This is a genomic window from Variovorax monticola, assembly GCF_051216855.1.
Lineage (GTDB): Bacteria > Pseudomonadota > Gammaproteobacteria > Burkholderiales > Burkholderiaceae_C > Variovorax.
Map to the genome: position 1 here is coordinate 212872 of NZ_JBPJZP010000005.1, position 13401 is coordinate 226272.

Consider the following 13401-nt stretch of genomic DNA (forward strand, 5'->3'; position numbering starts at 1 on the left):
GACGGAACCTCTGATCGCATGCTGCTGCCCATCGTCCAATTCTTGCTGGACGAATGGAGCCCTGTGCCGCATCGAACCTTGTTTGCAGAAGGCTTGCACATCGGTCCTCTGTCAGTACGCCTGCCGAGAGCCTTGCAACTCTATCCGTGTGATCTTCTCTTCATTCACCGAGATGCCGAAGCTGCTCCCTCAAAAGAAAGGCAACAAGAAATTGAAAGGGCGGCAGCACAGCTGGCGAACCCGCCTACACATATCTGTTTGATCCCGATTCGCATGACGGAAAGTTGGCTATTGCTAGACCCGCAGGCCATACGAACGGCGGCAGGCAACCCTCGCGGAACGGCTCCACTCGAGCTCCCGTCGAGCAAGGCCATCGAACGGCTCGCAGACCCTAAAACACGACTCTTTGACGCGCTGAATGCAGCAACAGATAACACTGGACGGCGAAAGCGGCAATTCAAGCCAGAAGCGGCAAGGCATCGGGTCGCTGAATTGATGAATCTCGCAAGCCTTCGACAATTGCCTTCGTTCGAGCACTCAGAAACGCAAGTCAAACAGTTTTTTAAGACCTATGAATAGCAGTCTGAACTTCGAACTCCTCAAGACCGACCCCGACAGCCACGCGCGCCGCGCCACGCTCACGCTCAACCACGGCAAGGTGCAGACGCCGATCTTCATGCCCGTGGGCACCTACGGCACCGTCAAGGGCGTGATGCCGCGCAGCCTCGAAGAAATGGGCGCGCAGATCATTTTGGGCAACACCTTCCACCTGTGGATGCGCCCGGGCCAGGACGTGATGCAAAGCTTCGGCGGCCTGCACCAGTTCGAAAAGTGGAACAAGCCCATCCTCACCGACTCCGGCGGCTTCCAGGTGTGGTCGCTGGGCGCGATGCGCAAGATCAGCGAAGAGGGCGTGAAGTTCGCCTCGCCCGTCAACGGCGACAAGCTGTTCCTCACGCCCGAGGTGTCGATGCAGATCCAGACCGTGCTCAACAGCGACATCGTGATGCAGTTCGACGAGTGCACGCCCTACGACACCCAGGGCCACATCACGACCGAGGCCGAGGCGCGCATCTCGATGGAGCTGAGCCTGCGCTGGGCCAGGCGCTGCCAGAGCGAGTTCGCGCGGCTGGAAAACCCCAACGCCCTCTTCGGCATCGTGCAGGGCGGCATGTTCGAGAACCTGCGCGAGGAGTCGCTCGCGGCGCTGGTCGACATGGACTTTCCGGGCTATGCCGTCGGCGGCGTGAGCGTCGGCGAGCCCAAGGAAGAGATGCTGCACATCATGGGGCACACGCCGCACCGGCTGCCCGCGAACAAGCCGCGCTACCTGATGGGCGTGGGCACGCCCGAGGACCTGGTGCAGGGCGTGGCCGACGGCGTGGACATGTTCGACTGCGTGATGCCCACGCGCAATGCGCGCAACGGCACCATGTTCACGCGCTTCGGCGACCTGAAGATGCGCAACGCGCGCCACAAGACCGACCCGCAGCCGGTCGACCCGAGCTGCACCTGCCATGCGTGCGCGGGAACGTCGGGCGTGTCGTGGAACGACGGCGGGCGCGAAGGCTTCAGCCGCGCCTACCTGCACCACCTGGACCGCTGCGGCGAAATGCTCGGGCCGATGCTGTGCACCATCCACAACCTGCACTACTACCTGAACCTGATGACCGAGATTCGCGCGGCGCTGGACGCGGGCACGTTCACGGAATTTCGCGCCCGCTTCAAGGCCGAGCGCGCGCGCGGCGTCTAGGACCCGCTAAACGGCGGCCTTGCCCGCTGCCGTGGCCTCGGGCACTTCCACGAGGCGGCCGCTGCGCACGTCGTAGATGTAGCCGTAGATCGGAATCGTCGGGGGCACCAGCGGGTGGTTGCGGATGCGCTGCACGTCTTCGAGCACGCTGCGCGCGTTGTCGGTGAAGGTGTGCCACTTGAGGTAGCGACCCGCCGACGAGCCCGGCCCCTGGCCCACGTCGTGCCAGCCCGACGCATCGACGGTGGCGGTCTCCAGGCTCTTCTCGAGCAGGCCCGAGATGATGTCGTCGGTGAACAGCTCCATGCCGCAGTCGCTGTGGTGCACGACGAAGAATTCCCTGGTGCCCAGCAGCTTGTACGAGATCACCAGCGAGCGGATCGCGTCGTCGCTGGCGCGCCCGCCGGCATTGCGGATCACGTGCGCATCGCCCTCGGCCAGGCCCGCGAAGCGCGCCGGATCAAGGCGCGCGTCCATGCAGGTGAGCACGGCGAAATGGCGCGCTGGCGGCAGCGCCAGCCGGGCCTTGTCCCCGAAATCGGCGGCGTATTTCTCGTTGGCTTGGAGCACTTCTTGAAGAACGGACATCGGGCAACTCCGAGACGGACGCGCACGGATCGGCGCCGCACGATTCTGGAGAGCGCCGCCGCCCGGGCCAAGGACCGAGTTCGCATGTGCTTATCGCGAAATCGGCGTTGAGGGGCGGGCCGGCTGTTTCAGCGGCTGGACCCGCCCTGCACCGACTTCGGCCTGGCCGGGCGCGAGCGCATCCGCTACCCTCACCTTCCGTTCCCACTGCTGTTGCCGCACGCCCATGACCAACGCATCCTCTTCCTACACCGCCCGCTACCCCTCGCTGGCCGGGCGCACCGTGTTCATCTCCGGCGGTGCCAGTGGCATCGGCGAGTCGCTGGTGCGGGCCTTTCATGCGCAGGGCGCGAAGGTCGGCTTCTGCGACCTGGCCACCGCCGCAGGCGACGCGCTCGCGGCGCAGCTGCAGGGCGAACACCCGGCCCTGTTCGTGGCCTGCGACGTGACCGACACGGCCGCGCTCGGCGCCGCCATCGACGCGGTGCGCCAACGCTTCGGCCCGGTCTCGGTGCTGCTGAACAACGCGGCCAACGACCGCCGCCACGAGATGGCCGACGTGACCAGCGACGACTTCGACCGGCTCGTGGCCGTCAACTTCAAGCACCAGTTCTTCGCCGCGCAGGCGGTGGCCGAGGACATGCGCGCGCTGGGCGGCGGCTCGATCGTCAACTTCGGCTCCATCAGCTGGATGATCAAGGGCAAGGGCTACCCCGTGTACCAGGCCTGCAAGGCCGCGGCGCGCGGCCTCACGCGCTCGCTGGCGCGCGACCTGGGCAAGCAGAACATCCGCGTGAATTCGATCGTGCCGGGCTGGGTGATGACCGAGCGGCAGATCCAGCTGTGGGTCAAGCCCGAGTCGGGCGCGGAGATCGACGCCGCGCAGTGCCTGCCGGGCCGCGTGATGGCCGAGGACATCGCGGCGATGGCGCTGTTCCTCGCGGCGGACGATTCGCGCATGTGCACCGCGCAGGACTATGTGGTGGATGCAGGCTGGACCTGAAGCCTTTCGCCCACTTCACAAAGCAGAAAGCCCGGCATGCCGGGCTTTTCTGTTTGCGGTGCGTGAAGGATCGATCAGTCGCGCAGCTCGGCGGGCACCTTGCCGCCGTTGGCGGCCAGCTTGGTCATCACCTGGCGATGCAGCCAGATGTTCATCTTGGCGCTGTCGCTGGTGTCGGCGCCGTAGCTCAGTTCGGCCGCCAGCTGCTTGCGGGCGTCCAGGCTGCTGTCCAGGCCCAGCAGCTTCATCAGGTCGACGATGGAGGTGCGCCAGTTCAGGCTGCTCGCGCCGGGCATGCCGTCGAGCAGGGCCTCGACGTCCACCACCGTGATGGCGGGCGGCGGCGCGGCGGCCGCGGGTGCGCCGGCGGGAGCGGGCGCGTCCGGCGCGGCAGGTGCGGGTGCAGGCGCGGCGTTCGCGGACGGGAAGATCTTGGAGAGGATGCTGCCGAAAATGCTCATGCGAGTGCTCCGTGGAATGAGTGATTGATAACCTGCGGCAACATTCGTGTCGCAGCCGCAGGTTGTAGCACGGGCCTGCGGCGCGCCCGCTACACGGTGTGACGAACCTGCGCGGTGCGTGACCTAGTTCGCAGGCTGCGCCGCCAAAGGCGGGAATTCGGGCGCGGCCGCCGAGGTGCCGCAGGCATGGCAGAACTTGGAGAACGCGCTCTTGCGCGTCTCGCACACGCCGCAGTGGTCGTACAGGCCGATGCCGCAATGCGGGCAGAAGTCGATCTCGCCGTTCTTCAGGTCCACCGGCCGCTCGCAGCCGGGGCACACGCCCTTGCCCAGGCGCGCGAGCGCGGTGTCGTAGCTGAGCTCTTCGCGCCGCACCTGGTCGGGCTGCTGCTCGGCGAGCTTCTGGCGCGCCAGGTAGCGGTTGAGCGCGACGATGGCGTAGCGCCCCACGATCACCGTCAGCACGATGCCCACCGCGTAGCGCACGTAGCCGCCGTAGCTCGGCAGGTAAGGCACCAGCTCGACGAAGAAGGCGAACAGCGCGAAGAAGATGAAGCCCCACACGAACGGCCAGTACGTGCTCTTGCGCTTCTTCGCGAACAGCCAGCCGGCCACCACCAGCAGCGGCAGCGTGAGCGCCAGGCGGTAGCCGAACACGCGCAGTTCGATGCGGCGGTACTCGGCGTCGAGCTTCACCTGCGCGTCGCGCTCCAGGTCGGCGAGCGCGGTGCGCGCGCGCTGCTCGGCCTGGCGCGCGTCGAGCGCGATCTGCTGCTGCGCGTTGACCTGGCGCTGCACCTGTTCTTCTTTTTGCTTGAAGGCGTCGAGCGCCTTGGTGCGCGCGACGAGCTCGGTGTCCTGGTCGGGCTGGGCGGTGGCGCGGCGCGTGGCGAGCCAGTTGCCGAAGGTTTCGCGCGCATTGGCATTGGCCTGCTGCGCAGCCTGCAGCTGCAGGCGGATCTGGTCGAGGTCGCGCGCGGCCTGCAGCTCGGCGGCTTCCGAGGCCTTGATCGTGGTTCGCAGCGGCTCGGCCGCGCGCAGGTCGATGAAGTCGTCGATGCCACGCATGCGCTCGACCTGCGGCAGGTCGCCCACGATGGTGCTGCCGAGCCCGATGAGGAAGCTCGCGAACACGAACGCCACCAGCCACAGGCCGCGGCGAAACCACTTTTCTGACAGACGCAGGGACTTGCTCATGCCGTTCTTTCTTTTCTGTTCATTGAATCTTGAGCGTGACGGGCGCCGCGCCCAGGCCGGCGCGCGGCAACCATGCGAACACCGAGTCGACCGTCACCGTCTCGATGCGGTCGCTGAAGCGCTTGTCGTTCGGGTGGTCGTCGAAGGCCACGTTGGCCGAGCCCACGCGACCGCCCAGCCGCGTGAGCGGCCCGAGCTTCAGCGTGGTCGGCTCGTAGCCCTTGAACTGCATCCACGCCTGCGCCTGCGCGCGGCTGTCGACGGTGGCGGGCTCCATGGCGGCGGCCAGCGTTTCGACCGCCCACTGGTTCGACTGCTGGTACTTCTGGCCCCAGGCGTAGCCCACGATGCTGTACGGCGCCGTGTGCAGCCGCACGATGCGCGCGGGCGACTCGTTCAGCGCGGCCATCAGCTGCGTCTGCACGGCAGGTGTAGGCACCACCCAGGCGGCCTCGTAGCGCCACAGGTCGTCGAGAAAGAACTCGCCCAGCCCCTGGCGGTAGACGTCCGCCACGGCGGTGCCGCACTGGTTGAGCTTGTGCACCACGCGCCATGGGCCGGCGTCGGTCTTGTAGGCGATGCCCAGGTGCGAATAGCGCAGGCCGTACTTGCTCAGGTCCTGCCCGGCGCGCGCCAGGATCACCACGCGCGCGCCGCTGGCGTCGAGCGCCTGCGAGGTGCGCTCGGCCAGCTGCATGCCCTTGACGATGACCGCGGGCGTCGGCTTGACCTGCTCGCACGAGCGCCCGGCCTGCGCCTGCATCGGCAGGGCCGCCGCGGCAACGACGACCGCGAACACGGCGATGACGGACAGGGAAAGCGCGGGCTTCACGACAGCCTCTCGTTGTGGAGCAGCGCCCGGCCGACGGCGTTGGGCACGAAGGCCAGCACCTCGCCGGCGGCCGACAGCACCACGCCCGTGCCGATCACGCTGACCAGCACGCTGGTGCCCACCGCATTCGACACGCCTTTGCCGGCGCGTCCGGCCACCTTGATGCTGGCGCGTGCGCCGTCCGAGGCGCGTTCGAGCACGTACACCGTGCCGTCGACCGACGCTTCGACCGTGACCACCACGAGCGTGGAGCCGCCCACCGACAGCGCGGCAGGCACCGCGACCACGGCGGTGGCCGACGCGCCGACCGCCGAGCCGGCGACCAGCACCGAGGCGACCGGCATCATCGACAGGGCCACGGAGGCGTCGCTCTGCGCCTGGGCCTGGAAAGGGGCCGAGATGCCGGCGAAGGCCGCGCAGGCGGCGAGCAGGACGGTGGCAATGGACTTTTTCATGACGGTCTTTCGTTGTTCGGGCACGGGTTATTCAGCGGTGGTGTCGGCGTCATGGCGGTCGCGCAGCGTCTTGGCCAACGTGAAGGCCGTGCTCAGGCAGAACACGCAGCCCATCACCATGAGCGCCCGGTCCAGCGCCTCGCCCGGCAGCCAGCTCAAGCCGGTGGCGCACAGGAAGACGGCGAGCGCGAAAGAGGCCCAGGTCTGGAACTGCCGGGCCCGTGAATCGCGCTGGATGGAAACGACGGTGGAGTAAGGGGGTTGCATGTGTGCCTCGCGGCGCAGTGAAGGTGGGCGAATGATGGTTCGCTCCCGCACCGCGAGGCTTGAATGCTTGCACCGGTGGCGGCGCGAGGCGCCACCGGTATCTCAGGGAGCTACTTCCCGGCGCCGAGCAGCCCGCTCACGCGCTGGTGCAGCGACTCGGGCTGCACCTCGACCGGCGGCACGGCACTGCCCACGTTCAGGCCCACACGGCTGTAGAAGCCGCGGCGAAAGGGCTTGGCCATGGCCACGTTCTGCCCGCCGCGCAGCTCGATGCGGCTGAAGTACGAGCCCCACAGGTTGGTCAGCGCCATCGGGATCACGGGCGGCTCCAGGCCCTCGGCGCGCGCGCTCTCGATGATCTTCATCACGCCGCCCTTGAAGGGCTGCAGCGTGCCGTCGCGGGTGATGGCGCCCTCGGGGAAGATGGCGAGCAGGTCGCCCTCGCGCAGCACGCCCAGCGCCTTGGCGAAGGCCGCTTCGTAGGCAGCCGGGTCTTCCTTCTGCGGCGCGATGGGAATGGCCTTGGCCAGCTTGAACAGCCAGCCCAGCACCGGCACCTTGAAGATGCGGTGGTCCATGATGAAGCGAATGGGCCGCGGGCTCGCCGCCATCAGCAGCACCGCGTCGATGAAGCTCACGTGGTTGCACACCAGCACGGCCGCGCCCTCGGTGGGAATGTGCGCGTCGCCCTTGATGTCGAAGCGATAGACGAAGCGCGACAGCACCCACGCCACGAAGCGCAGCAGGTACTCGGGCACCAGCATGAAGATGTAGAACGCCACCACCGCGTTGGCGATGCCGGTGAACAAAAAGATCTGCGGAATGGTGAAGCCCGCGCCCAGCAGCACGCCGGCGATGACCGAGCTGCCGATCATGAAGAGCGCATTGAGGATGTTGTTCGCCGCGATGATGCGCGCGCGGTGCGTGGGCTGGCTGCGCAGTTGAATGAGCGCGTACATCGGCACGCTGTACAGCCCCGCGAACAGCGACAGCAGCCCCAGGTCGGCCATCACGCGCCAGTGGGCGCCCTGGTGCACGAAGCTGCCGATGCCCATCTCGGGCACCTGCGGCAGGCCGCGCGAGGCGAAGTACAGGTCGATCGCGAACACGCTCATGCCGATGGCGCCCAGCGGCACCAGGCCGATCTCGACCTGCCGGCGGCTCAGCGTCTCGCACAGCAGCGAACCGACGCCGATGCCGATCGAGAACACCACCAGCAGCAGCGAGGCCACCTGCTCGTCGCCGTGCAGCACTTCCTTGGCGAAGCTCGGAAACTGGCTCAGGAACACCGCGCCGAAGAACCACATCCACGAGATGCCCAGCAGCGAGCGGAACACCACCACGTTGCCGTGCGCCAGCTTCAGGTTGCGCCAGGTCTCGCTGAACGGGTTCCAGTTGATGACCAGCGCGGGGTCGGTGGCGGGCGCCTGCGGAATGGCCTGCGCCACGCCGCGCCCCACCAGCGCCAGCAGCACGCAGGCCACGGCCACGCTCATGTGGCCGACCTGCGGCACCGCCACCAGCAGCCCGCCCGCCACCTGGCCCAGCAGGATGGCGACGAAGGTGCCCATCTCGACCATGCCGTTGCCGCCCGTGAGCTCGCGCGCGTCGAGCACCTGCGGCAGGTAGGCGAACTTGACCGGCCCGAACAGCGTGGAGTGCAGCCCCATGAGGAACACGCAGCCCAGCAGCACCACCGCATTGGCCGTGACGAAGCCCCAGGCCGCGATGAACATGATCGCGATCTCCAGGTTCTTGACGAAGCGGATCATCTTCGTCTTGTCGAACTTGTCGGTCAGCTGGCCGGCCGTGGCCGAGAACAGCAGGAACGGCAGGATGAACAGCGCCCCGATCGCCAGGCCCGCCAGGGCCGGCGGCATCCAGCTGAGCTGCAGCTGGTAGGTCACCATGACGGTGAAGGCGAACTTGAAGAGGTTGTCGTTCGCCGCGCCGGCGAACTGGGTCCAGAAGAAAGGCGCGAAGCGCCGCTGCTTGAGGAGGGCGAACTGGTTGGCATGGGCGTTCGCTTCGTGGACCACGGGGGTGGTTGCAGCAGCAGCGGGGTTTGTCATTCGAAGAATTCTCCTCAGGCTGCCACGGCGGCGGCGCCCGGATTGTGCCGCAGCGCGGCTTGCCAGCGCATTTCGAGCTTGCGCAGGGCGAACACCACCGGCAGGCCGGCCAGCGCCGCCGTCAGGTGCTTGAGCGAGTGGCCCGACACCGTGTGCTGCGTGAACTCGTAGATCTGGTGGTCGGCCAGCTCGAAGCCCTTGGCCAGCGCATAAAAGAAGATGACCCAGCCCAGCTTCAGCCCGACCGACTTGCGCATCGGCGTGGACAGCGCCAGCGTGAGCACCAGCGCCATGCCGCCGAACTGCACCAGCGCCCAGGGCAGCACGTTGCCGCTTTCCTGGAACACCTCGGCCGACAGCAGCCCCGCCGTGAGCACGAACCAGGCGGCGGGCCAGCCGGCGCGCTGGCTCACCCGCTCGCACACCGCCACGCCGATCAGCCCCGCGAAGGCCACCGCCATGCCGGCGCGGTCCGCGGCGAGCCGGGGGGCGTCGGGCACGAGGTGGTAGAAGGCCGAGCCCGCGGCGGCGGCGATCAGGCCGGCGAAGAACAGCCAGGCGCAGTCGAGCGTGTTGTCGGGCGGGTCGCTGGCCGGCGGCGCCAGCGGAAACGCCGACAGCGCCTGCTGGTGCGAGCGGTCGATGCGGTTGAGCCGGTACAGGCCCCACAGGCCGACCAGCACGAACGGAATGTTGCTCAGCACGTCCATGGCGTTGGGCAGGCCGTGCCAGCCGCGGTCGTCGGCGAACACCGAGGCGATGGCAACGTCGGCGGCCGGCAGCTCGGGGCCGAAGATGGCGATCAGCGTGAGCAGCGCAAGAGAGAAAAGCAGTCCGCGTTCGCGGCGGCTGAGAGAGGGCAAGAGCATGGCGGTCCTCGGTGGTGGGTAACGAGCCGCGGATTCTGGTTGCCAGCCTTCGTGCAGGCATCGAGAATCGATACGAGGTATTAATTCACACCCTTCAGTATCTTCTTTCAATACCCTCCGCCTGACCTGAACCTTCATGAGCACCACCGTCGACCTCGTCCAAGCCCTCAAGAACGAACTCAAAAGCGCCCGCATGACCTACGCCGACCTGGCCCGGTCGCTGGACATGGCGGAGTCCAGCGTCAAGCGGATGCTGGCCAAGAGCGACATGCCGCTGTCGCGGGTGGACGCCATCTGCCGCGCGCTGAAGATCGACTTTGCCGAACTGGCCCGCCGTGTGGCCGACGCCCAGCCGCTGCTCAAGGAGCTGACGCAGGAGCAGGAAAAGGCCGTGGTGAAAGACAAGAAGCTGCTGCTGGTGGCCATCAGTGTGCTGAGCCAGTGGACGCTGGAGCAGATCGTGACGGCCTACCGCATCAGCGAGGCCGAGTGCATCGGCTGCCTGGCGCAGCTGGACCGCATCGGCATCATCGAGCTGCGCCCGCTGAACCGGTACCGCCTGAAGCTGGCCAAGACCTTCCGCTGGCGTCCGCACGGCCCGGTGATGGAGTTCTTCCGCGAGAACGTGGTGCTCGACTACTACCGCGGCGGCTTCGACGGCCCGGCCGAGGGGCTGCTGCTGGTGCACGGCTCGATCAGCCGCTCGCTGGCGCCCGCGTTCCTGGAGCGCCTGCAGCGCGTGGCGCAAGACTTTGCGCAGCAGCACCAGACCGACCAGAAGCTGTCGGCCAAGGACCGCGAGGGCTACACGCTGCTGCTGGGCATGCGCAACTGGGAGTTCGAGGCCTTCACGCGGCTGCGCAGGGTTTGAAGGGTCAGGGCTTCGCGGCTTCCAGCGTATCGCGCATCGTGCGGGCGGCGTTCTTCGCCGCATCTGCAAAATCGTCGCCCGACGACGCATAGATGATCGCGCGCGACGAGTTCACGATGATCGGCGCGTCCGGGCGCCAGCCGGCGCGCACCGTGGCCACCGCGTCGCCACCCTGGGCGCCGACGCCCGGAATCAGCAGCGGCACGGTCGGCGCGAGTGCGCGCACGCGCTCGATTTCCGCCGGATAGGTCGCGCCCACCACCAGCCCGAGCTGGCCGTTGAGGTTCCACGGCCCCTGCGCCAGCCTGGCGACGTGCTCGTACAGGAAGGGCTGGCCCTCCACGTCCGCCAGCCGCTGCCCCTGCAGGTCGGAGCCGCCGGGGTTGCTGGTGCGGCACAGCAGGAAGGCGCCCTTGCCTTCGTGCTTGAGGTAGGGCGCCACCGAGTCGAACCCCATGAAGGGCGACAGCGTGACCGCGTCGGCGCCGTAGCGCTCGAAGGCTTCGAGCGCGTACTGCTCGGCGGTGGAGCCGATGTCGCCGCGCTTGGCGTCCAGGATGGTGGGCACGTGCGGCGCGTTGCGGCGCATGTGCTCCATGAGCTGCTCGAGCTGCGCCTCGGCGCGGTGGGCCGCGAAGTAGGCGATCTGCGGCTTGAAGGCGATGACCAGGTCGGCCGTGGCGTCGACGATGCGCGCGCAGAAGTCATAGATGCGGCTGGCGTCGCCCTTGAATGGCCCCGGGAACCTGGCGGGCTCGGGGTCGAGCCCCACGCAGAGCAACGAACCGTTTTTTTGCTGTGCGGCGGCCAGCTTGTCGAGGAAAGTCATGGGCCAGGATTTTAGGCGGGCCCGCTCCGGCGGCTGTTTCAGCGCCTGTTTGCGCCCCGTTTCACGGGGCCAGCCTCTCAGGCCGATGGGGTGGGCGTGTGCTGCTCCGCGGCCAGGCACAGGTCGGCCCAGGCGCGCGCCTTGTCGGCCGGGTTGCGCAGCAGGTAGGCGGGGTGGTACGTCGCCACCACCGAAGCGCCGTCGACGCCAGCGAGCGGCACGACGCGCCCGCGCAGCTTGCCCAGCGGGTCGGCGCTTTGCATCAGGCCTTGCGCGGCCAGCGGGCCCATGGCCAGCACGACGCGCGGGGCGAGCGCCGCAGCATGTTCGCCGAAGGCCTCGTCCATCGCGCGCGGGCTGCCGGGCTGGCCGGCGGCCACGCCGCGGTGGGTGCGCACGAGGTGCACGGGCGCGCGGCCGTCATGCAGCTTCAGCGCGCGCAGCATGTTGTCGAGCAGCCGCCCGGCGTCGCCCGCGAAGGGCTCGCCGTGGCGGCCGTCGGCCTCGGGCGGCATGTCGGCGACGACGAGCCAACCGCCTTGTGCAGGTTCGGCACCGGCTTCTGCGTAAAGGCGGCAGGGCGCTTCGACGAGCACGGCGGCACCTTGGGTCTGGGGCGTGGCGACCGGCCTTGCGACCGGCGCGGGCGCCATGGCGGGCCGGGCGACAGGCGCAGGTGGCGGTGCGGCAACCGGCATTCCGGCCTCGTTTTGCTCGCTTACGCGCGCCACATCTGCGTGTGCCGCTACCGTTTCAATAGCAACCGGCGCCGCCTCGGCCGCTTCGGCAACCTCCGGCACGGGCCACCAGACCTTCACACCCATCTCGTCGAGCATCGCGCGCTGGCGCGCGTCGAGCTTCAATGTCTGCACGGCACTCATCGCAAGGCTCCCCAGGCGGTGCCTGTTTCATTCAATCGCAGGCTCATGACGACCGCGTCTTCACGCTTGTTGTCATGGGCCGGGTAATAGCCCTTGCGCACGCCCACGCTGCGAAAACCGTGGCGCAGGTAGATGTCGAGCGCGCGCTGGTTGCTCTGGCGCACTTCGAGCCACAGCCACTGCGCGCTCTCGGCGCGCGACCAGCCGCCCAAGGCCTCGAGCATGAGCGGCGCCCAGCCCTGGCGCTGGAAGGCCGGCGCCACGGTGATGTTCAGCAGGTGCACCTCGTCGACGCCCTTCATGGCAACGAAGTAGCCGATCAGCGTTTCGCCCAGCTCGGTGACCGGCGAGCTCACGCCCTGCGCCGCACCGGGCGCCAGCAGGCACTGGCAGTGGTAGCCCACGGCCATGGAATCGGTGAAGTTGGCGCGCGTCCAGGGGTGGCTGTAGGCCGTTTCCTCGACCGCGCAGACCGCGTCGATCCGCTCGATGGTGAGCGGCTCGAGGCGGGCTTCGACGGGCTGGAGGACGGCGCTCATGCGGGGTCGGGTGTCGGTGTGTCAGGGGGCGGCAGCAGCAGCGGCCGCCTTGATGGCCGCGCGCTCTTCGGTGGTTTGCGCCACTTTATCGCGAACGTAGAGCGGCCAGGCCTGGGCCGCCGGCACGGTCCGCCCTGCCGCGAGCAGCGCGGGGGCCAGCCGCAGCAAGGCGGTGGCGGTCGGCAGCGCGTCGTGGTGGGCCGTGGCCGTGGCCGGGGCCAGGCGCGGGCCGTAGGCGGCGAAGGCGGTGCCGGCGAGCGCCCAGCCGGGCGGCACTTCGAGTTCTTCGGGCGACAGCAGCAGCGGTTCGCCGTCGCCGTCGCCGTCGCCGCCGAGGGGGCCGTGCGCGGCGAAGTCGTAGCGCGCGGCGTAGATCTGGTCCATGCGGGCGTCGAGCGCGGCCACCACCTGCTGCACGCCGAAGGCATGGCGCGCCTCCTCGGCCACGGCCAGCAGGGTGTCGACCGGCACCAGCGGCACCTTGGCGCCGAAGGCCAGCCCCTGCGCCACCGAGCAGGCGGTGCGCAGGCCGGTGAAAGAACCCGGCCCACGGCCGAAGACGATGGCATCGAGCTCGGCCAGCGCCAGGCCGGCGTCGGCCAGCAGTTGCTGGATCAGCGGGAGCAGCGTGGCCGAGGCCTGGGCGCCGCCCACGCCGTTGTGCGCGAGCAGCGTGTCCCCGTGCAGCACGGCCACGGACAGGTGCTCGGTGCTGGTGTCGAAGGCGAGCAGCTTGGGCAAGGCGAGAGGCATGCGCCGATTATCGAGGGGCGGCCCAATCCTG

At 68.5% G+C, this 13401-nt stretch carries 15 protein-coding genes and 1 pseudogene; 4 read left to right on the forward strand and 12 right to left on the reverse strand.

Features of this window, described 5'->3' with window-relative positions:
* The first annotated feature begins 18 nt into the window (after positions 1-18).
* Both ACSFA5_RS18795 and tgt read left to right on the forward strand, forming a co-directional pair.
* Complete coding sequence (locus tag ACSFA5_RS18795; protein WP_435445550.1) at positions 19-579, forward strand: DUF4276 family protein; 561 nt, start codon at positions 19-21, stop codon at positions 577-579.
* Positions 572-1753, forward strand: a complete 1182-nt coding sequence (tgt, locus tag ACSFA5_RS18800) for a tRNA guanosine(34) transglycosylase Tgt (protein ID WP_435445551.1) — start codon at positions 572-574, stop codon at positions 1751-1753. The genes ACSFA5_RS18795 and tgt overlap by 8 nt, the downstream gene beginning before the upstream one ends.
* 6 nt (positions 1754-1759) lie before the next feature.
* On the opposite strand, the gene ACSFA5_RS18805 is transcribed toward tgt, so the two are convergent.
* On the reverse strand, positions 1760-2341 hold the full coding sequence (locus tag ACSFA5_RS18805) for a beta-class carbonic anhydrase (RefSeq protein ID WP_435445552.1): 582 nt from the start codon (positions 2339-2341) through the stop codon (positions 1760-1762).
* Positions 2342-2567: 226 nt separating this feature from the next.
* On the opposite strand from ACSFA5_RS18805, the gene ACSFA5_RS18810 reads away from it, so the two are divergent.
* The gene (locus tag ACSFA5_RS18810; RefSeq protein ID WP_435445553.1) at positions 2568-3344 is read left to right on the forward strand and encodes an SDR family NAD(P)-dependent oxidoreductase; all 777 of its coding nucleotides are present in this window, start codon (positions 2568-2570) and stop codon (positions 3342-3344) included.
* Between the two features lie 74 nt (positions 3345-3418).
* Here the strand turns inward: ACSFA5_RS18810 and ACSFA5_RS18815 are convergent, their stop codons facing one another.
* From ACSFA5_RS18815 to ACSFA5_RS18845, 7 genes and pseudogenes are all read right to left on the reverse strand, one after another.
* Positions 3419-3805, reverse strand: a complete 387-nt coding sequence (locus tag ACSFA5_RS18815; protein ID WP_435445554.1) for a DUF3597 domain-containing protein — start codon at positions 3803-3805, stop codon at positions 3419-3421.
* A gap of 123 nt (positions 3806-3928) precedes the next feature.
* Positions 3929-5002, reverse strand: coding sequence for a serine endopeptidase (locus tag ACSFA5_RS18820; protein ID WP_435445555.1), 1074 nt, complete (start codon positions 5000-5002; stop codon positions 3929-3931).
* A 19-nt stretch (positions 5003-5021) separates the two neighbouring features.
* Positions 5022-5834, reverse strand: a complete 813-nt coding sequence (locus ACSFA5_RS18825) for a DUF2145 domain-containing protein (RefSeq protein ID WP_435445556.1) — start codon at positions 5832-5834, stop codon at positions 5022-5024.
* Complete coding sequence (locus ACSFA5_RS18830; protein WP_435445557.1) at positions 5831-6289, reverse strand: hypothetical protein; 459 nt, start codon at positions 6287-6289, stop codon at positions 5831-5833. Before ACSFA5_RS18830 ends, ACSFA5_RS18825 begins: the two co-directional genes overlap by 4 nt.
* Before the next feature lie 45 nt (positions 6290-6334).
* Positions 6335-6556 (reverse strand): annotated as a pseudogene (locus ACSFA5_RS18835) (YiaA/YiaB family inner membrane protein); the annotation flags it as partial.
* A gap of 110 nt (positions 6557-6666) precedes the next feature.
* Positions 6667-8628, reverse strand: coding sequence for an MFS transporter (locus ACSFA5_RS18840; protein WP_435445558.1), 1962 nt, complete (start codon positions 8626-8628; stop codon positions 6667-6669).
* Positions 8629-8642: 14 nt separating this feature from the next.
* Positions 8643-9497 carry a hypothetical protein gene (locus ACSFA5_RS18845; RefSeq protein ID WP_435445559.1) on the reverse strand — a complete coding sequence of 285 codons (855 nt, stop codon included), beginning with the start codon at positions 9495-9497 and terminating at the stop codon, positions 8643-8645.
* Positions 9498-9633: 136 nt separating this feature from the next.
* Here ACSFA5_RS18845 and ACSFA5_RS18850 point away from each other — a divergent pair, with 136 nt between their 5' ends.
* Positions 9634-10368, forward strand: a complete 735-nt coding sequence (locus ACSFA5_RS18850; RefSeq protein ID WP_435445560.1) for a helix-turn-helix domain-containing protein — start codon at positions 9634-9636, stop codon at positions 10366-10368.
* Between the two features lie 4 nt (positions 10369-10372).
* Here ACSFA5_RS18850 and pyrF read toward each other — a convergent pair whose 3' ends face one another.
* From pyrF to tsaB, 4 genes are all read right to left on the reverse strand, one after another.
* On the reverse strand, positions 10373-11197 hold the full coding sequence (pyrF, locus tag ACSFA5_RS18855) for an orotidine-5'-phosphate decarboxylase (RefSeq protein WP_435445561.1): 825 nt from the start codon (positions 11195-11197) through the stop codon (positions 10373-10375).
* 77 nt (positions 11198-11274) lie between these two features.
* Positions 11275-12078 carry a uracil-DNA glycosylase gene (locus ACSFA5_RS18860; RefSeq protein WP_435445562.1) on the reverse strand — a complete coding sequence of 268 codons (804 nt, stop codon included), beginning with the start codon at positions 12076-12078 and terminating at the stop codon, positions 11275-11277.
* The gene (gene rimI, locus ACSFA5_RS18865; RefSeq protein WP_435445563.1) at positions 12075-12617 is read right to left on the reverse strand and encodes a ribosomal protein S18-alanine N-acetyltransferase; all 543 of its coding nucleotides are present in this window, start codon (positions 12615-12617) and stop codon (positions 12075-12077) included. The genes ACSFA5_RS18860 and rimI overlap by 4 nt, the downstream gene beginning before the upstream one ends.
* A 21-nt stretch (positions 12618-12638) precedes the next feature.
* The gene (gene tsaB / locus ACSFA5_RS18870; RefSeq protein ID WP_435445564.1) at positions 12639-13370 is read right to left on the reverse strand and encodes a tRNA (adenosine(37)-N6)-threonylcarbamoyltransferase complex dimerization subunit type 1 TsaB; all 732 of its coding nucleotides are present in this window, start codon (positions 13368-13370) and stop codon (positions 12639-12641) included.
* Between the last annotated feature and the right edge of the window lie 31 nt (positions 13371-13401).

Coding starts and splice junctions, on each gene's coding strand:
- ACSFA5_RS18845 (WP_435445559.1), bottom strand. CDS start 9,497: ATGCTCTTGCCCTCTCTCAGCCGCCGCGAACGCGGACTGCTTTTCTCT.
- ACSFA5_RS18860 (WP_435445562.1), bottom strand. CDS start 12,078: ATGAGTGCCGTGCAGACATTGAAGCTCGACGCGCGCCAGCGCGCGATG.
- rimI (WP_435445563.1), bottom strand. CDS start 12,617: ATGAGCGCCGTCCTCCAGCCCGTCGAAGCCCGCCTCGAGCCGCTCACC.
- ACSFA5_RS18830 (WP_435445557.1), bottom strand. CDS start 6,289: ATGAAAAAGTCCATTGCCACCGTCCTGCTCGCCGCCTGCGCGGCCTTC.
- ACSFA5_RS18840 (WP_435445558.1), bottom strand. CDS start 8,628: ATGACAAACCCCGCTGCTGCTGCAACCACCCCCGTGGTCCACGAAGCG.
- ACSFA5_RS18805 (WP_435445552.1), bottom strand. CDS start 2,341: ATGTCCGTTCTTCAAGAAGTGCTCCAAGCCAACGAGAAATACGCCGCC.
- ACSFA5_RS18810 (WP_435445553.1), top strand. CDS start 2,568: ATGACCAACGCATCCTCTTCCTACACCGCCCGCTACCCCTCGCTGGCC.
- pyrF (WP_435445561.1), bottom strand. CDS start 11,197: ATGACTTTCCTCGACAAGCTGGCCGCCGCACAGCAAAAAAACGGTTCG.
- ACSFA5_RS18850 (WP_435445560.1), top strand. CDS start 9,634: ATGAGCACCACCGTCGACCTCGTCCAAGCCCTCAAGAACGAACTCAAA.
- ACSFA5_RS18795 (WP_435445550.1), top strand. CDS start 19: ATGCTGCTGCCCATCGTCCAATTCTTGCTGGACGAATGGAGCCCTGTG.
- tsaB (WP_435445564.1), bottom strand. CDS start 13,370: ATGCCTCTCGCCTTGCCCAAGCTGCTCGCCTTCGACACCAGCACCGAG.
- ACSFA5_RS18815 (WP_435445554.1), bottom strand. CDS start 3,805: ATGAGCATTTTCGGCAGCATCCTCTCCAAGATCTTCCCGTCCGCGAAC.
- ACSFA5_RS18820 (WP_435445555.1), bottom strand. CDS start 5,002: ATGAGCAAGTCCCTGCGTCTGTCAGAAAAGTGGTTTCGCCGCGGCCTG.
- tgt (WP_435445551.1), top strand. CDS start 572: ATGAATAGCAGTCTGAACTTCGAACTCCTCAAGACCGACCCCGACAGC.